The organism is Citrobacter sp. CK185, assembly GCF_030333565.1.
Lineage (GTDB): Bacteria > Pseudomonadota > Gammaproteobacteria > Enterobacterales > Enterobacteriaceae > Citrobacter_B > Citrobacter_B koseri.
Genome location: NZ_JAOWFR010000026.1, coordinates 398,727 through 411,848, shown reverse-complemented (window position 1 = coordinate 411,848; position 13,122 = coordinate 398,727). Strand labels below are relative to the sequence as shown.

Sequence of the window (13,122 nt, the reverse complement as noted above, 5' to 3'; positions counted from 1 at the left end):
GTAAGATGCGCGCCATTTTATTGATTTAAGCACGAAGACCCATGCGAATTCTGGCTATCGATACCGCCACAGAAGCGTGTTCCGTTGCCCTGTGGAATGACGGTAATATCAACGCTCATTTTGAGCTTTGCCCACGAGAACATACCCAACGTATTTTGCCGATGGTGCAGGATATCCTGGCCGCCAACAGCATTACGCTTACCGATATCGACGCGCTGGCGTTTGGTCGCGGCCCCGGCAGTTTTACCGGCGTGCGTATTGGCATTGGCATTGCGCAGGGGCTGGCGCTGGGCGCGAACCTGCCGATGACTGGCGTTTCAACGCTGGCGACAATGGCGCAGGGCGCCTGGCGTAAAAGCGGCGCGACGCGCGTGCTGGCGGCGATTGACGCACGTATGGGCGAAGTCTACTGGGCGGAATACCAGCGTGATGAAAATGGCGTCTGGCACGGGGAAGAGACCGAGGCCGTGTTAAATCCCGGGCTGGTTAGCGAACGGTTGAAGCAGCTTTCCGGGGAGTGGGCTACTGTTGGCACAGGCTGGCCTGCATGGCCTGATCTGGGTAAAGACAGCGGTCTGGCTTTGCGCGATGGCGACGTTCTGCTTCCGGCGGCGGAGGATATGCTGCCTCTCGCCAGTCAGATGCTGGCAGCGGGGAAAACCGTCGCGGTTGAACAGGCCGAACCGGTTTATTTACGTAACAACGTCGCGTGGAAGAAACTTCCGGGCAAAGAATGAATCTCAGTATTATCACCCTGAATAATTTGAACGTAGCTGTTACACACAGGCAGTTTGAAGTATGACGAGAATATGTGCTGAGAAAAAAGGAGTCGCACTATGGCGGTTCAACAACAGGTAATGAAAGGAATTCTGGCGGGAGTGGTCGCGTTAACGTTGAGTGGCTGCGTTACCGTCCCGGATGCCATCAAAGGTTCCAGTCCCACGCCGCAGCAGGATCTGGTGCGGGTTATGAATGCGCCGCAGCTGTACGTCGGCCAGGAAGCGCGTTTTGGCGGTAAAGTGGTGGATGTGCAAAACCAGCAGGGAAAAACGCGGCTGGAAATCGCCAGCGTGCCGCTTGATAACGGCGCGCGTCCAATCCTCGGTGAGGCTTCGCGAGGGCGGATTTATGCCGACGTGAACGGCTTCCTTGACCCGGTAGACTTCCGTGGGCAACTGGTGACGGTCGTCGGGCCGATTACCGGCACGGTGGACGGTAAGGTCGGCAGTACGCCGTATAAGTTTATGCTGATGCAGGCAACGGGCTATAAACGCTGGCACCTTACTCAGCAGATCGTCATGCCGCCGCAGCCGATCGATCCCTGGTTCTACGGTGGACGAGGCTGGCCGTACGGCTATGGCGGTTGGGGATGGTATAACCCAGGCCCCGCACAGGTTCAAACGATCGTAACTGAATAACCCCTTGTTTTATCAGTAAAAGAAACAGCGGCTGGTCCGCTGTTTCTGCATTAATACGGACATAAGAAAAATAAATAGTGACGCGCTTCGCAACCTTTTCGTTGAGTGATTAATAAACTGGTACGCTGAGTTAATATTATGTTAACGACTTGTTTATTAACTGGGGTTGCGATGACGACGAACACTCATTTTAGAGGTGATGCTTTGAAGAAGGTTTGGCTTAACCGATATCCCGCTGATGTCCCGGCGGAGATCAATCCTGACCGTTATCAATCCCTGGTTGAATTATTTGAACATGCCGTCGTGCGTTACGCCGACCAGCCTGCGTTCGTCAATATGGGGGAGGTGATGACCTTCCGCAAACTGGAAGAGCGCAGCCGGGCATTCGCGGCCTATTTGCAGGAAGGGCTGGGCCTCAAAAAAGGCGACCGTGTCGCGCTAATGATGCCGAATCTGCTGCAATATCCGGTCGCGCTGTTTGGTATTTTGCGCGCCGGGATGATCGTCGTGAATGTCAACCCGCTGTATACGCCGCGTGAGCTTGAGCATCAGCTCAATGACAGCGGGGCGGCGGCTATCGTGATCGTCTCTAACTTTGCCCACACGCTGGAAAAAGTGGTCGATAAAACGTCCGTACAGCACGTAATTCTGACGCGCATGGGCGACCAGCTTTCTACCGCGAAAGGTACGCTGGTTAACTTTGTCGTGAAATACATTAAGCGTCTGGTGCCGAAATATCACCTGCCGGACGCGATCTCTTTTCGCCGCGCGCTACACGCAGGTTATCGGATGCAGTACGTGAAGCCTGAGCTGGTCACCGAAGATCTGGCGTTCCTGCAATACACGGGCGGTACAACCGGCGTAGCGAAAGGCGCGATGCTGACGCACCGCAACATGCTGGCAAACCTGGAGCAGGTAAAAGGCACCTACGGGCCGTTGCTGCATGAGGGGAAAGAGCTGGTGGTGACAGCGTTGCCGCTGTATCACATTTTCGCGTTGACTATGAACTGCCTGCTGTTTATTGAACTGGGCGGGCAAAACCTGCTCATCACTAACCCGCGCGACATTCCGGGCATGGTGAAAGAGCTGGCGAAATATCCGTTTACCGCGATGACCGGCGTTAACACCCTGTTTAACGCCTTGCTGAACAACAAAGAATTCCAGCAACTGGACTTCTCTACGCTGCACCTTTCTGCTGGCGGCGGTATGCCGGTACAGCATGCGGTTGCAGAACGTTGGGTGAAACTGACCGGACAATATTTGCTTGAAGGCTACGGTCTGACCGAGTGTGCGCCGTTGGTCAGCGTGAACCCGCATGATATCGATTATCACAGCGGCAGTATCGGGCTGCCCGTTCCCTCTACCGATGTAAAACTGGTGGATGACGAAGGCAACGAGGTGCCGACAGGCGAGCCTGGCGAGCTGTGCGTGAAGGGGCCGCAGGTGATGCTGGGATACTGGCAGCGCCCGGACGCGACGGATGAAATCGTCAAAGACGGCTGGCTTTACACGGGGGATATCGCGGTGATTGATGACGAAGGGTTCTTGCGCATCGTCGATCGCAAAAAAGATATGATTCTGGTTTCCGGCTTTAACGTCTATCCTAATGAAATTGAAGACGTGGTGATGCAGCATCCAGGCGTTCAGGAAGTGGCAGCAGTCGGCGTACCTTCGGGCAGCAGCGGTGAAAGCGTGAAAATCTTTGTCGTGAAGAAAGACCCGGCGTTGACCGACGAGGCATTGATTACCTTCTGTCGTCGCCAGTTGACGGGGTATAAAGTGCCGAAGCTGGTGGAGTTTCGCGACGAACTGCCTAAATCGAACGTCGGAAAAATTTTACGACGAGAATTACGTGACGAAGCGCGTGGCAAAGTAGACAATAAAGCCTGAGCTTTAAGCAAGTCGCCAGACGCCGGTTAAGCCGGCGTTTTTTTTGGCGCAAACTAAAGAGAATATGATTTGAATTACCAAATGATCACTACGGACGACGCGCTGGCGACGTTATGTGAAGCGGTTCGGGCATTTCCGGCGATTGCTCTTGATACGGAGTTTGTCCGTACGCGCACTTATTACCCGCAACTTGGGCTTATCCAGCTGTTTGATGGCGAGCATGTCGCCCTGATTGATCCTCACGGCATTACCGACTGGTCGCCTCTGCGCGCCGTGTTGCGTGATACCGCGATAACCAAATTTTTGCATGCGGGCAGCGAAGATCTGGAGGTTTTTCTCAACACCTTCGGGGAGCTACCGCAGCCGCTGATCGACACGCAGATCCTTGCCGCATTTTGTGGCCGCCCCTTGTCCTGGGGTTTTGCCGCGATGGTGGAGGAGTTTACGGGCGTCGCGCTGGATAAAAGCGAGTCCCGTACCGACTGGCTGGCAAGACCGTTAACCGAACGTCAGTGCGAGTATGCAGCGGCGGACGTCTGGTATTTGTTACCGATCACCAAAAAACTGATGGTCGAAACCGAAGCATCCGGCTGGCTGCCTGCGGCGCTGGATGAGTGCCGTCTGATGCAGCAGCGTCGTCAGGAAATTCTGGCGCCGGAAGAGGCCTGGCGTGACATCACCAATGCGTGGCAGTTGCGTACCCGTCAACTGGCCTGCCTGCAACTGTTGGCCGACTGGCGGCTGCGCAAGGCGCGTGAGCGCGATCTGGCGGTCAACTTTGTGGTGCGCGAAGAGCACCTGTGGGCGGTGGCGCGCTATATGCCGGGGAGTCTGGGCGAACTGGACAGCCTGGGGCTTTCTGGCAGCGAAATTCGTTTTCACGGTAAGACGCTGATCGCGTTAGTGGAGAAGGCGCAGGCGCTGCCGGAAGAGACGTTGCCGGAACCCTTGCTGAACCTGATGGATATGCCAGGCTATCGCAAGGCGTTTAAAGCCATCAAAGCGCTGGTCGCAGACGTTAGCGCGACGCACAACGTCAGTGCGGAATTGCTGGCGTCGCGTCGGCAAATCAACCAGTTGCTTAACTGGCACTGGAAGTTAAAACCGCAGGCCACGCAGCCGGAACTCATCTCCGGCTGGCGTGCGGAACTGATGGCGGAAAAACTGCGGAATCTGTTGCAGGAATATCCGCTGTAATACGGATGATGGCCGCTATCCGGCCGCTCCGTCATTAGCGCAGCGCCTGACAGATAGCCTCCGCCATCTGCCGGGTGGAGGCGGTGCCTTTCAGATCCGGTGTTTTCGGGCCGTTGGCGATAACCTGCTCAATGGCCGCGAGAATACCGTCATGTGCCTCCCGGTAGCGCGTATCGCCATTGCCGAGGAAATCCAGCATCATGGCGCCCGCCCAGATGGTGGCAACAGGGTTGGCGATATTCTTGCCGTATATATCCGGCGCAGAGCCGTGTACCGGTTCAAACAGCGACGGAAATGTGCGTTCCGGGTTCAGGTTTGCGGAAGGCGCAATGCCGATGGTGCCGGTACAGGCCGGGCCAAGATCGGACAGTATATCGCCAAACAGATTTGAGGCGACAACCACGTCAAAGCGCTCCGGCTGCATGACAAAGCGGGCGCACAGAATGTCGATATGCTGCTTATCCCAACGAATCTCCGGGTAGTGCTGCGCCATGGCTTCAACGCGTTCATCCCAGAAAGGCATACTGATGGCCAGGCCGTTGGATTTGGTGGCGGACGTCAGCGTTTTGCGCGGTCGGCTTTGCGCCAGCTCAAAGGCGTAGCGCAGAATGCGATCCACTCCGCGCCGGGTAAATACCGACTCCTGAATCACCACTTCGTGCTCGGTTCCGGCATTAACGCGCCCGCCCAGCGAGGAGTATTCCCCTTCGGTGTTCTCGCGCACGACGTAGAAATCAATATCTCCCGCTTTTTTTCCGGCCAGCGGGCAGGGAACGCCGGGAAACAGACGTACCGGACGCAGGTTAACGTACTGGTCAAATTCGCGGCGGAATTTCAGCAGCGATCCCCACAATGAAACATGGTCCGGGACGGTATCCGGCCAGCCGACGGCGCCGAAATAGATCGCATCAAACGATTTTAGCTGCGCATGCCAGTCGTCAGGCATCATCGTACCGTGATGTGCATAATATTCGCAGCTGGCCCACTCAATCGGCTCAAAGCTGAGCGAGAGATCCCAGCGTTCGGCGGCGGTCTGCAATACGCGAATACCTTCAGGCAGGACTTCTTTACCAATACCGTCTCCGGGAATAGCGGCAATACGACAGGTTTTCTTCATACCAGCTCTCACTTATCAGTAGTCAAAATTGACTTACCCCTTATCCTATAATTGACTGATTGAGAGTTAATCCTTCCAACTGGTGAAACATAAAACACAGATCATGAATAATCTGCCTCTCCTGAATGATTTACGCGTCTTTATGCGGGTTGCCCGGCGTGCGGGTTTTAGCGCGGTTGCGGAAGAGCTGGGCGTTTCGCCGGCGTTTATCAGCAAACGGGTGGCGTTGCTGGAGCAGACGCTGAACGTGGTGCTGCTCCACCGAACGACCCGGCGGGTGACGATCACGGAAGAGGGCGAGCGTATTTACGAATGGGCGCAGCGCATTTTGCAGGATGTGGATCAGATGATGGATGAGCTGTCTGACGTGCGGCAAGTCCCACAAGGTATGCTGCGTATTATCAGCAGTTTTGGCTTCGGTCGGCGGATTGTTGCGCCCGCGCTGTCGGCGCTGGCGAAGCAGTATCCACAGCTGGAGTTGCGGTTCGACGTTGAGGACCGGCTGGTGGATCTGGTGAATGAAGGGGTCGATCTTGATATTCGTATTGGTGATGAGATTGCCTCTAATTTAATCGCGCATAAGCTTGGAACCAATTACCGTATTTTATGCGCATCGCCGGCGTTTCTGGCGCAGCACGGCACGCCGAAGCAGCTCAGCGATCTGGCAGCCTTTCCGTGTCTGGTGATTAAAGAGCGTGACCATCCCTTTGGAATCTGGCAGTTACGCACAAAAGAACGGGAATATTCGATTAAAGTGACAGGGTCACTGTCCTCCAACCACGGTGAGATTGTGCATCAATGGTGTCTGGACGGGCAGGGCATTGCGTTGCGGTCGTGGTGGGATGTCTGCGATAACATTGCCAGCGGCCATCTTGTGCAGGTTCTGCCGGAATATTATCAGCCTGCCAATATCTGGGCGGTCTCTGCTTCCCGTCTTTCCTCGTCGGCAAAAATTCGCATTACGGTTGAATTTCTGCGCCGCTATTTTCAGGAGCGTTACCCGAAGTTCAGCCTGGAATAAGCACCGCCGCGTTATTGTTTATGGCACAGCAGCAAATAAAAGGCAGAATACTCTGCCTTTTTATCGCGTTGCGTTATCCGAAAAGAGATTATCTGGACTCTTCGGCTTCCGGTAATGTCACGTTAAGCTCGAGAATTGAAATATCGCCGTCTTTTTGCTCAAGCTGTACGGTGACCATTTCTGGATCAATTTGCACATACTTGCAGATGACTTCGAGAATATCTTTTCTCAACTGCGGTAAATAATGCGGCTCGGCGTCGCTGCGACGGCGCTCCGCAACAATGATTTGCAGTCGCTCTTTAGCGATGTTGGCTGTACTCTTTTTCCGCGAGAGAAAAAAATCCAGTAATGCCATAACTTATCCTCCGAACAGGCGTTTGAGGAAACCTTTCTTCTCTTCTTCAATGAAGCGGAAAGGACGTTCTTCTCCCAACAGACGTTCTACGGTATCTGCATAGGCTTTACCCGCATCAGCAGTGATGTCGAGAATAACCGGCTCTCCCTGGTTGGATGCGCGCAGGACTGACTGATCTTCCGGGATAACCCCCACGAGTTTGATGCGCAGGATTTCCAGCACGTCTTCCATACTGAGCATATCGCCTCTGTTAACGCGGCCTGGGTTGTAACGCGTCAGCAGCAGATGCTCTTTAATCGGGTCTTCGCCGTTTTCAGCACGACGGGATTTTGACGCCAGAATGCCCAGAATACGGTCAGAGTCACGTACTGAGGAGACTTCCGGGTTCGTGGTGATAATCGCTTCATCGGCAAAATAGAGCGCCATCAGCGCGCCGGTTTCAATGCCCGCCGGAGAGTCGCAGACGATAAAGTCGAAATCCATTGTCTTCAGGTCATCGAGAACTTTTGCTACGCCCTCACGGGTCAGCGCGTCTTTATCGCGGGTTTGCGATGCCGGAAGAATAAAGAGATTCTCAGTGCGCTTATCTTTGATTAACGCCTGGTTTAGCGTCGCATCGCCCTGAATCACGTTCACGAAATCGTAAACGACACGACGCTCACATCCCATGATCAGGTCGAGGTTACGCAGACCGATATCGAAATCGATAACGACAGTTTTCTTTCCCTTCTGGGCCAAACCAGTAGCGATGGCCGCGCTGGAGGTGGTCTTGCCAACGCCCCCTTTACCCGAAGTAACTACAATAATGCGTGCCATAGAAATTCCTTGTTAAAAAGGGATCAATTCAACGGTTGAACTGCCAAAGCGTTATCTGCTAACCGCAGACGCGCCGCTTTGCCATAAAATTCTGCCGGGATTTTATCACTCAGCCAATAAACACCTGCGATAGACACCAGTTCTGCCGTCAGATGGGTACAAAAAATTTGCGCTTCCCGATCGCCGCTGGCGCCTGCCAGCGCGCGGCCCCGCATCATGCCATAAACGTGGATATTACCGTCTGCGATTAACTCTGCGCCAGCGCTGACGTGACTTGTAACAATTAGATCACATTGTGGAGCATAAATGCGCTGACCGGAACGAACCGGTACGTCAATTAATCGCGTTTTTGTGATGGGGGTAACATTTTGCGGCGGCGCGCTCGGTGCCGGGGCTTCGACCGGGGCGGAACGAGCGACTTTCTCTTTACCTTCAGTCAGTAAAGGAAGACCCATCTCGTCAATTTCCGCTTTTAGCGCCGCGTCTTTGCAGCCGCTAACGCCGATAATACGCAGACCGGTAGACGTCACCACCTCTTGCAGCGCAGGCCAGTTTACTGGACTTTCAAGGCCGCTGACGTTAATGACCACGGGAGCATGTTTTAAAAAAGCAGGTGCCTGAGCGATTTTGTCTTCCAACGCCTGACGAATAACCTTGGGTTCAGCTTCGTGCAAATGAACCACTGATAAGGTGAAGCTACTGCCTTTAAGCTCGATTGGCGTGTTTGACATCCTGGCCTTACTCAATTTGCTATTTATCATCCCCAATGCGGGGCGATATTCCGAAGACTAGAAGGCATGTTATAGTCAGTATTATATTGAGGCAAGTCACCATCCCGTTAATTCAGAGTAAAAGTATGTTTTGTGTGATCTATCGAAGTAGCAAACGCGACCAGACCTATTTATACGTCGAAAAAAAAGACGATTTCTCACGGGTTCCTGAAGATCTGATGAAGGGATTCGGGCAGCCAACGCTGGCAATGATTCTGCCGTTGGATGGGCGTAAGAAATTAGTGAATGCCGACCTGGAGAAAGTAAAACAAGCGTTAACCGACCAGGGGTATTATTTACAACTGCCGCCACCGCCGGAAGATTTACTCAAACAACATCTTTCTGCGCCGGGCGAAAATAAACCAGACGCTAAAAGTTAAACTGTATCCGGCAACGCGAATGCCCTGTCGATGCAGTTCCTGAAATCCACGATTACGTTAGGGGAAAATAATGTATCAACATCACAACTGGCAAGGTGCTCTGCTTGATTACCCGGTAAGTAAAGTGGTTTGTGTAGGCAGTAACTACGCAAAGCATATTAAGGAGATGGGTAGCGCAACGCCGGATGAACCCGTTCTTTTTATTAAACCGGAAACGGCGCTGTGCGATCTGCGCCAGCCGCTGGCGATTCCGACGGACATGGGCGCCGTTCACCATGAAGTCGAACTGGCGATATTGATTGGATCGACTCTGCGCCAGGCGACGGAAGACCATGTCCGCAAGGCGATTGCCGGTTATGGCGTGGCGCTCGATCTGACGCTGCGGGATATTCAGGGCAAAATGAAAAAAGCCGGTCAGCCCTGGGAAAAAGCAAAAGGGTTTGATAATTCCTGCCCGCTGTCAGGTTTTATTCCGGTTTCGGAGTTTCATGGCGATCCGCAAAATACCGCGCTCGGGTTGAAAGTGAACGGCGAAATCCGTCAGCAAGGCTCGACGGCGGAGATGATCCACCACATCGTGCCGCTTGTCGCCTACATGAGCCGTTTCTTCACGCTCAAAGCGGGAGACGTGATCCTGACCGGCACACCGGAAGGCGTCGGCCCGTTGCAAAGCGGCGACGAGCTGGAAGTCAGTTTTAACGGTCAAACGCTGACGACGCGCGTCCTGTAATCTCTGCTTGCCGCCTTTTCGGGCGGCAAAACTTGCATCAGCGTGCCAGACTGGTTATAAGGTGCAGCTTTACAGCAATGGCGGATACCCTGATGAGCGACATACCTTTCTGGCAAAGTAAAACCCTGGATGACATGACCGATGCCGAGTGGGAGTCGTTGTGTGATGGATGCGGCCAGTGTTGCCTGCACAAACTGATGGATGAAGACACCGACGAAATCTATTTCACCAACGTGGCGTGTCGCCAGTTGAATATCAAAACCTGCCAGTGTCGTAACTATGAACGTCGGTTCGAGTACGAGCCAGACTGCATTAAACTCACCCGCGATAATCTGCCTACCTTTGAATGGTTGCCGATGACCTGCGCCTATCGCTTGTTAGCGGAAGGAAAGGGGCTGCCGGGCTGGCATCCGTTGTTGACCGGGTCGAAAGCGGCGATGCACGGCGAGCGTATTTCTGTGCGCCATATTGCGGTGAAAGAATCTGAAGTGCGGGACTGGCAGGATCACATCTTAAACAAACCTTCATGGGCGGACTGAACCGCCCATTGTTCAGCAAGCGTTAATTACGCTTTTTTCGCCTGATACATTTCATCGCCGTGGTTGTCGTCTTCAACCCAGAAATTGATATTGAATTGCGCATCGTCGCTTAATTCGATGCGGTGCCAGTATTGCGGCGGGCTGGTCGCAAACTGACCGGCGTTAATGACCACTTTGAGTTCAGGTTCTTTGGCGTCTTCGTTAGCGAAACCGTAGTAAGTGACCGTGCCTTCCATCACGCAGAGTTGCCCAAATACACCCGCAGCGGTGTTATGGTGGGAGAGCAGTGCGGCTGGCACATTCTCTTTGGTGAAGAAGGGAGTGGAACGTTTAATTTTCCAGTTTGCCGGGATGCGTAAATGGGACATAAGGCGTCTCCTTGTGGGGGCATCTATAAGATGTATTTAATATACATCTTATAGATGCCCGGAAGCAACGCCGTCAGGCGAAAAAAAAACGCTCCCGAAGGAGCGTTCTGTTATCGACTAAAGAGATCGCGTCTTTTCGGCTTAAACGGTTGAGCAATCAACACCAGGATCGCGATCGCCAGATACGCCGCAAAAATCCCCAACAGCCACTGCGGCATCTCCAGGGTTAAAAACGACCACTGACGCTCGGCGCAGTCGCCGGAAGCCAGGAAGACCTGCGGCAGCCATTTATCCAGCGGCAGCCACGTCGGGAAGCGCGCAGCAAAATCACAGGTCATGAACGGCGAAGGATGAAGCTGGATCATCGTGTGTTCATAAGCCAACTGCAACCCGCGCCAGGCGCTGTAAATCCAGATCGCTATCGCCACATAACGCAGCGGCGTTTTAGGGGCGACAGCGCCAACCAGACCCGCGCCCATCACGCCGAATAACGCGCTACGTTCGTAAATACATAGCACGCAAGGTTTGAGCAGCATGACGTGCTGGAACCACAGCGCTACCATTTCGAGCGCAAAGGCAGTTAACGCCATCAGTAACCACGCGCCCCGACCCCGTGAGCACTGGTTTAAAAATCGCAACATAATTATTTCCCTGCAACATGCGTAGACACCGCAGTGTAAACCAATTCAATTTATGCGCCAGTAGTGGGAAATGAAATAAAGTATAATCGGATAATTATCATGCAAAAAGTCAAACCGGGCAGTGATTTGCCCGGTTTGATGTTATGAGAATGTAGCTAACCAGCCAGATTGCGTCATCCATTCCGTGATGGGGGTGAGGGTAAACTCGACGCAGAGTAAACCAACGAGGGTGAGCACCAGCGTGTATGGCAACGCCATCCAGACCATACGGCCATAAGAAAGACGAATCAGCGGCGCCAGCGCAGAGGTAAGCAGGAACAAAAATGCCGCCTGGCCGTTTGGCGTCGCTACGGACGGCAAATTGGTGCCGGTGTTGATCGCCACTGCCAGCAGTTCGTACTGTTTCATGCTGATTGCGCCGCTTTCCATAGCCGCTTTGGCCTCATTGATGTAAATCGTCCCGACGAACACGTTATCGGAAATGGACGACAGCAGGCCATTGAAAAGGTAGAACAGCGTTAACTGCGCATGTTCGGAAGCCTGTAAAACGAACTGGATAATCGGGGCGAAAAGGTGCTGATCGATAATGACCGCCACGATGGAGAAGAAAACCGTCAACAGCGCGGTAAACGGCAAGGACTCAGTAAATGCTTTGCCAATCGCGTGTTCATCGGTGACGCCGGTGAGTGACGTGGCCAGAATAATGACCGACAGGCCAATTAAGCCCACTTCCGCCAGATGCAGCGCCAGCGCCGTCACCAGCCAGACGCCGATAATCGCCTGCACAAACAGATTGAGTTTGTCCTGGCGTGTACGACGTTGACGGCTTTGATCGTCGAACTCCTGCAAAATATGACGCACTTTCTCCGGCAGCGTTTCACCATAGCCAAACCAGCGCAGTTTCTCGACCAGCACGCAGGTGAACAGCCCGCAAATTAGCACCGGAACCGTCACCGGCGACATGCGCAGGAAGAAATCGCCGAAATGCCAGCCCGCCGCTTTGGCGATAATCAGGTTCTGCGGTTCACCGACCATCGTCATGACGCCGCCCAGCGCGGTGCCTACGCCCGCATGCATCATCAGGCTGCGCAAGAAACCGCGAAACTGTTCCAGCACCGCTTTACTGTTCTGGTCGAGGTGGTCGTCATCCTGGAGATCGTTCTCTTCGCCGCGCGCAGAGGCGACGCGATGATAAATGCCATAAAAGCCGACCGCGACGCTGATGACCACCGCGACAACGGTCAGGGCATCAAGGAAAGCGGACAGGAAGGCGGCAGCCATACAAAATGCGAGCGACAGCAGCATCTTGGAACGAATGCTAAGCAGCAGGCGGGTAAAAATGAACAGCAGCAACTGCTTCATAAAGTAGATGCCTGCGACCATGAACATCAGCAGCAGCAGCACTTCGAGGTTGGCGGCAACCTCTTCGCGCACATGCGCTGCGCTGGTCATCCCAATGATGACCGCTTCAATCGCCAGTAATCCGCCTGGCAGCAGGGGATAGCACTTCAGCGCCATCGCCAGCGTGAAAATAAATTCAGCGACCAGCAGCCAGCCCGCTACAAATGGGTTGATGAAGAAAATCAGTGGATTAGCAATTAAAAAAGCGATTAATGCAAGTTTATACCAGTCAGGCGACTGGCCCAGAAAGTTGCGCCAGAATGCGCGACCCCAGGAGAGCTCCATGGCAGTTTCCCTTACCTGTAAATGTGAGAATCATGTTTTTATGTTTAGGCGCAAAGCTTAGCGGTCAGGGTAAAAGCAGGCAAGTCCTTAACGTGATGGCGCGGCGTTATCCAGAAAATGAAGCCTTGATCCCCTTTTTCTTCATCCTGTCCGCTATCAGCCATGAAACCCGTCTGGTATGATGAGTGTAACTA

15 protein-coding genes are annotated in these 13,122 nt (G+C 53.6%); 8 read left to right on the top strand and 7 right to left on the bottom strand.

Annotated features, from left to right (window positions below; translation table 11 throughout):
- Nucleotides 1-41 precede the first annotated feature (41 nt).
- The 4 genes from tsaB to rnd all read left to right on the top strand — a co-directional run bounded on the left by tsaB (nucleotide 42) and on the right by rnd (nucleotide 4,505).
- Nucleotides 42-737 carry a tRNA (adenosine(37)-N6)-threonylcarbamoyltransferase complex dimerization subunit type 1 TsaB gene (tsaB, locus tag OGV79_RS16640; protein WP_047463242.1) on the top strand — a complete coding sequence of 232 codons (696 nt, stop codon included), beginning with the start codon at nucleotides 42-44 and terminating at the stop codon, nucleotides 735-737.
- A gap of 99 nt (nucleotides 738-836) precedes the next feature.
- Nucleotides 837-1,418, top strand: coding sequence for a Slp family lipoprotein (locus tag OGV79_RS16635; RefSeq protein ID WP_047463245.1), 582 nt, complete (start codon nucleotides 837-839; stop codon nucleotides 1,416-1,418).
- Between the two features lie 204 nt (nucleotides 1,419-1,622).
- Nucleotides 1,623-3,308 (top strand): long-chain-fatty-acid--CoA ligase FadD, encoded by a 1,686-nt coding sequence (gene fadD, locus OGV79_RS16630; protein WP_080750364.1) that lies wholly within the window; start codon nucleotides 1,623-1,625, stop codon nucleotides 3,306-3,308.
- 69 nt (nucleotides 3,309-3,377) lie between these two features.
- Complete coding sequence (rnd, locus tag OGV79_RS16625; protein WP_077956910.1) at nucleotides 3,378-4,505, top strand: ribonuclease D; 1,128 nt, start codon at nucleotides 3,378-3,380, stop codon at nucleotides 4,503-4,505.
- A gap of 34 nt (nucleotides 4,506-4,539) precedes the next feature.
- Here rnd and OGV79_RS16620 read toward each other — a convergent pair whose 3' ends face one another.
- The gene (locus tag OGV79_RS16620) at nucleotides 4,540-5,622 is read right to left on the bottom strand and encodes a tartrate dehydrogenase (protein WP_199975959.1); all 1,083 of its coding nucleotides are present in this window, start codon (nucleotides 5,620-5,622) and stop codon (nucleotides 4,540-4,542) included.
- 103 nt (nucleotides 5,623-5,725) lie between these two features.
- Here OGV79_RS16620 and OGV79_RS16615 point away from each other — a divergent pair, with 103 nt between their 5' ends.
- Nucleotides 5,726-6,643, top strand: coding sequence for a LysR substrate-binding domain-containing protein (locus tag OGV79_RS16615; protein WP_049008374.1), 918 nt, complete (start codon nucleotides 5,726-5,728; stop codon nucleotides 6,641-6,643).
- Nucleotides 6,644-6,731: 88 nt separating this feature from the next.
- Here OGV79_RS16615 and minE read toward each other — a convergent pair whose 3' ends face one another.
- Genes minE through minC form a run of 3 tightly spaced genes read right to left on the bottom strand, consistent with a single transcriptional unit; the run spans nucleotide 6,732 to nucleotide 8,545 of the window.
- Nucleotides 6,732-6,998: a cell division topological specificity factor MinE gene (gene minE / locus OGV79_RS16610; RefSeq protein WP_003859937.1), complete on the bottom strand. Its 267-nt coding sequence runs from the start codon at nucleotides 6,996-6,998 to the stop codon at nucleotides 6,732-6,734.
- 3 nt (nucleotides 6,999-7,001) lie between these two features.
- The gene (gene minD / locus OGV79_RS16605; protein WP_047463261.1) at nucleotides 7,002-7,814 is read right to left on the bottom strand and encodes a septum site-determining protein MinD; all 813 of its coding nucleotides are present in this window, start codon (nucleotides 7,812-7,814) and stop codon (nucleotides 7,002-7,004) included.
- A gap of 23 nt (nucleotides 7,815-7,837) precedes the next feature.
- Nucleotides 7,838-8,545, bottom strand: a complete 708-nt coding sequence (minC, locus tag OGV79_RS16600; protein WP_047463264.1) for a septum site-determining protein MinC — start codon at nucleotides 8,543-8,545, stop codon at nucleotides 7,838-7,840.
- Nucleotides 8,546-8,670: 125 nt separating this feature from the next.
- Here minC and OGV79_RS16595 point away from each other — a divergent pair, with 125 nt between their 5' ends.
- The 3 genes from OGV79_RS16595 to ycgN all read left to right on the top strand — a co-directional run bounded on the left by OGV79_RS16595 (nucleotide 8,671) and on the right by ycgN (nucleotide 10,233).
- Nucleotides 8,671-8,964, top strand: coding sequence for a YcgL domain-containing protein (locus OGV79_RS16595; protein ID WP_024130270.1), 294 nt, complete (start codon nucleotides 8,671-8,673; stop codon nucleotides 8,962-8,964).
- 70 nt (nucleotides 8,965-9,034) lie between these two features.
- Entirely contained in the window at nucleotides 9,035-9,694 is a 660-nt protein-coding gene (locus OGV79_RS16590) for a fumarylacetoacetate hydrolase family protein (protein ID WP_049008376.1), read from the top strand.
- 92 nt (nucleotides 9,695-9,786) lie between these two features.
- A complete protein-coding gene (gene ycgN, locus OGV79_RS16585) occupies nucleotides 9,787-10,233 on the top strand; it encodes a cysteine cluster protein YcgN (protein ID WP_047464034.1) in 447 nt (148 codons plus the stop codon).
- A 26-nt stretch (nucleotides 10,234-10,259) separates the two neighbouring features.
- On the opposite strand, the gene OGV79_RS16580 is transcribed toward ycgN, so the two are convergent.
- From OGV79_RS16580 to nhaB, 3 genes are all read right to left on the bottom strand, one after another.
- Nucleotides 10,260-10,601 carry a TehB family protein gene (locus OGV79_RS16580; RefSeq protein WP_047463267.1) on the bottom strand — a complete coding sequence of 114 codons (342 nt, stop codon included), beginning with the start codon at nucleotides 10,599-10,601 and terminating at the stop codon, nucleotides 10,260-10,262.
- A gap of 110 nt (nucleotides 10,602-10,711) precedes the next feature.
- The gene (gene dsbB / locus OGV79_RS16575) at nucleotides 10,712-11,242 is read right to left on the bottom strand and encodes a disulfide bond formation protein DsbB (protein WP_024130271.1); all 531 of its coding nucleotides are present in this window, start codon (nucleotides 11,240-11,242) and stop codon (nucleotides 10,712-10,714) included.
- A gap of 141 nt (nucleotides 11,243-11,383) precedes the next feature.
- Complete coding sequence (gene nhaB, locus OGV79_RS16570; protein ID WP_012132080.1) at nucleotides 11,384-12,928, bottom strand: Na(+)/H(+) antiporter NhaB; 1,545 nt, start codon at nucleotides 12,926-12,928, stop codon at nucleotides 11,384-11,386.
- Nucleotides 12,929-13,122: the final 194 nt, after the last annotated feature.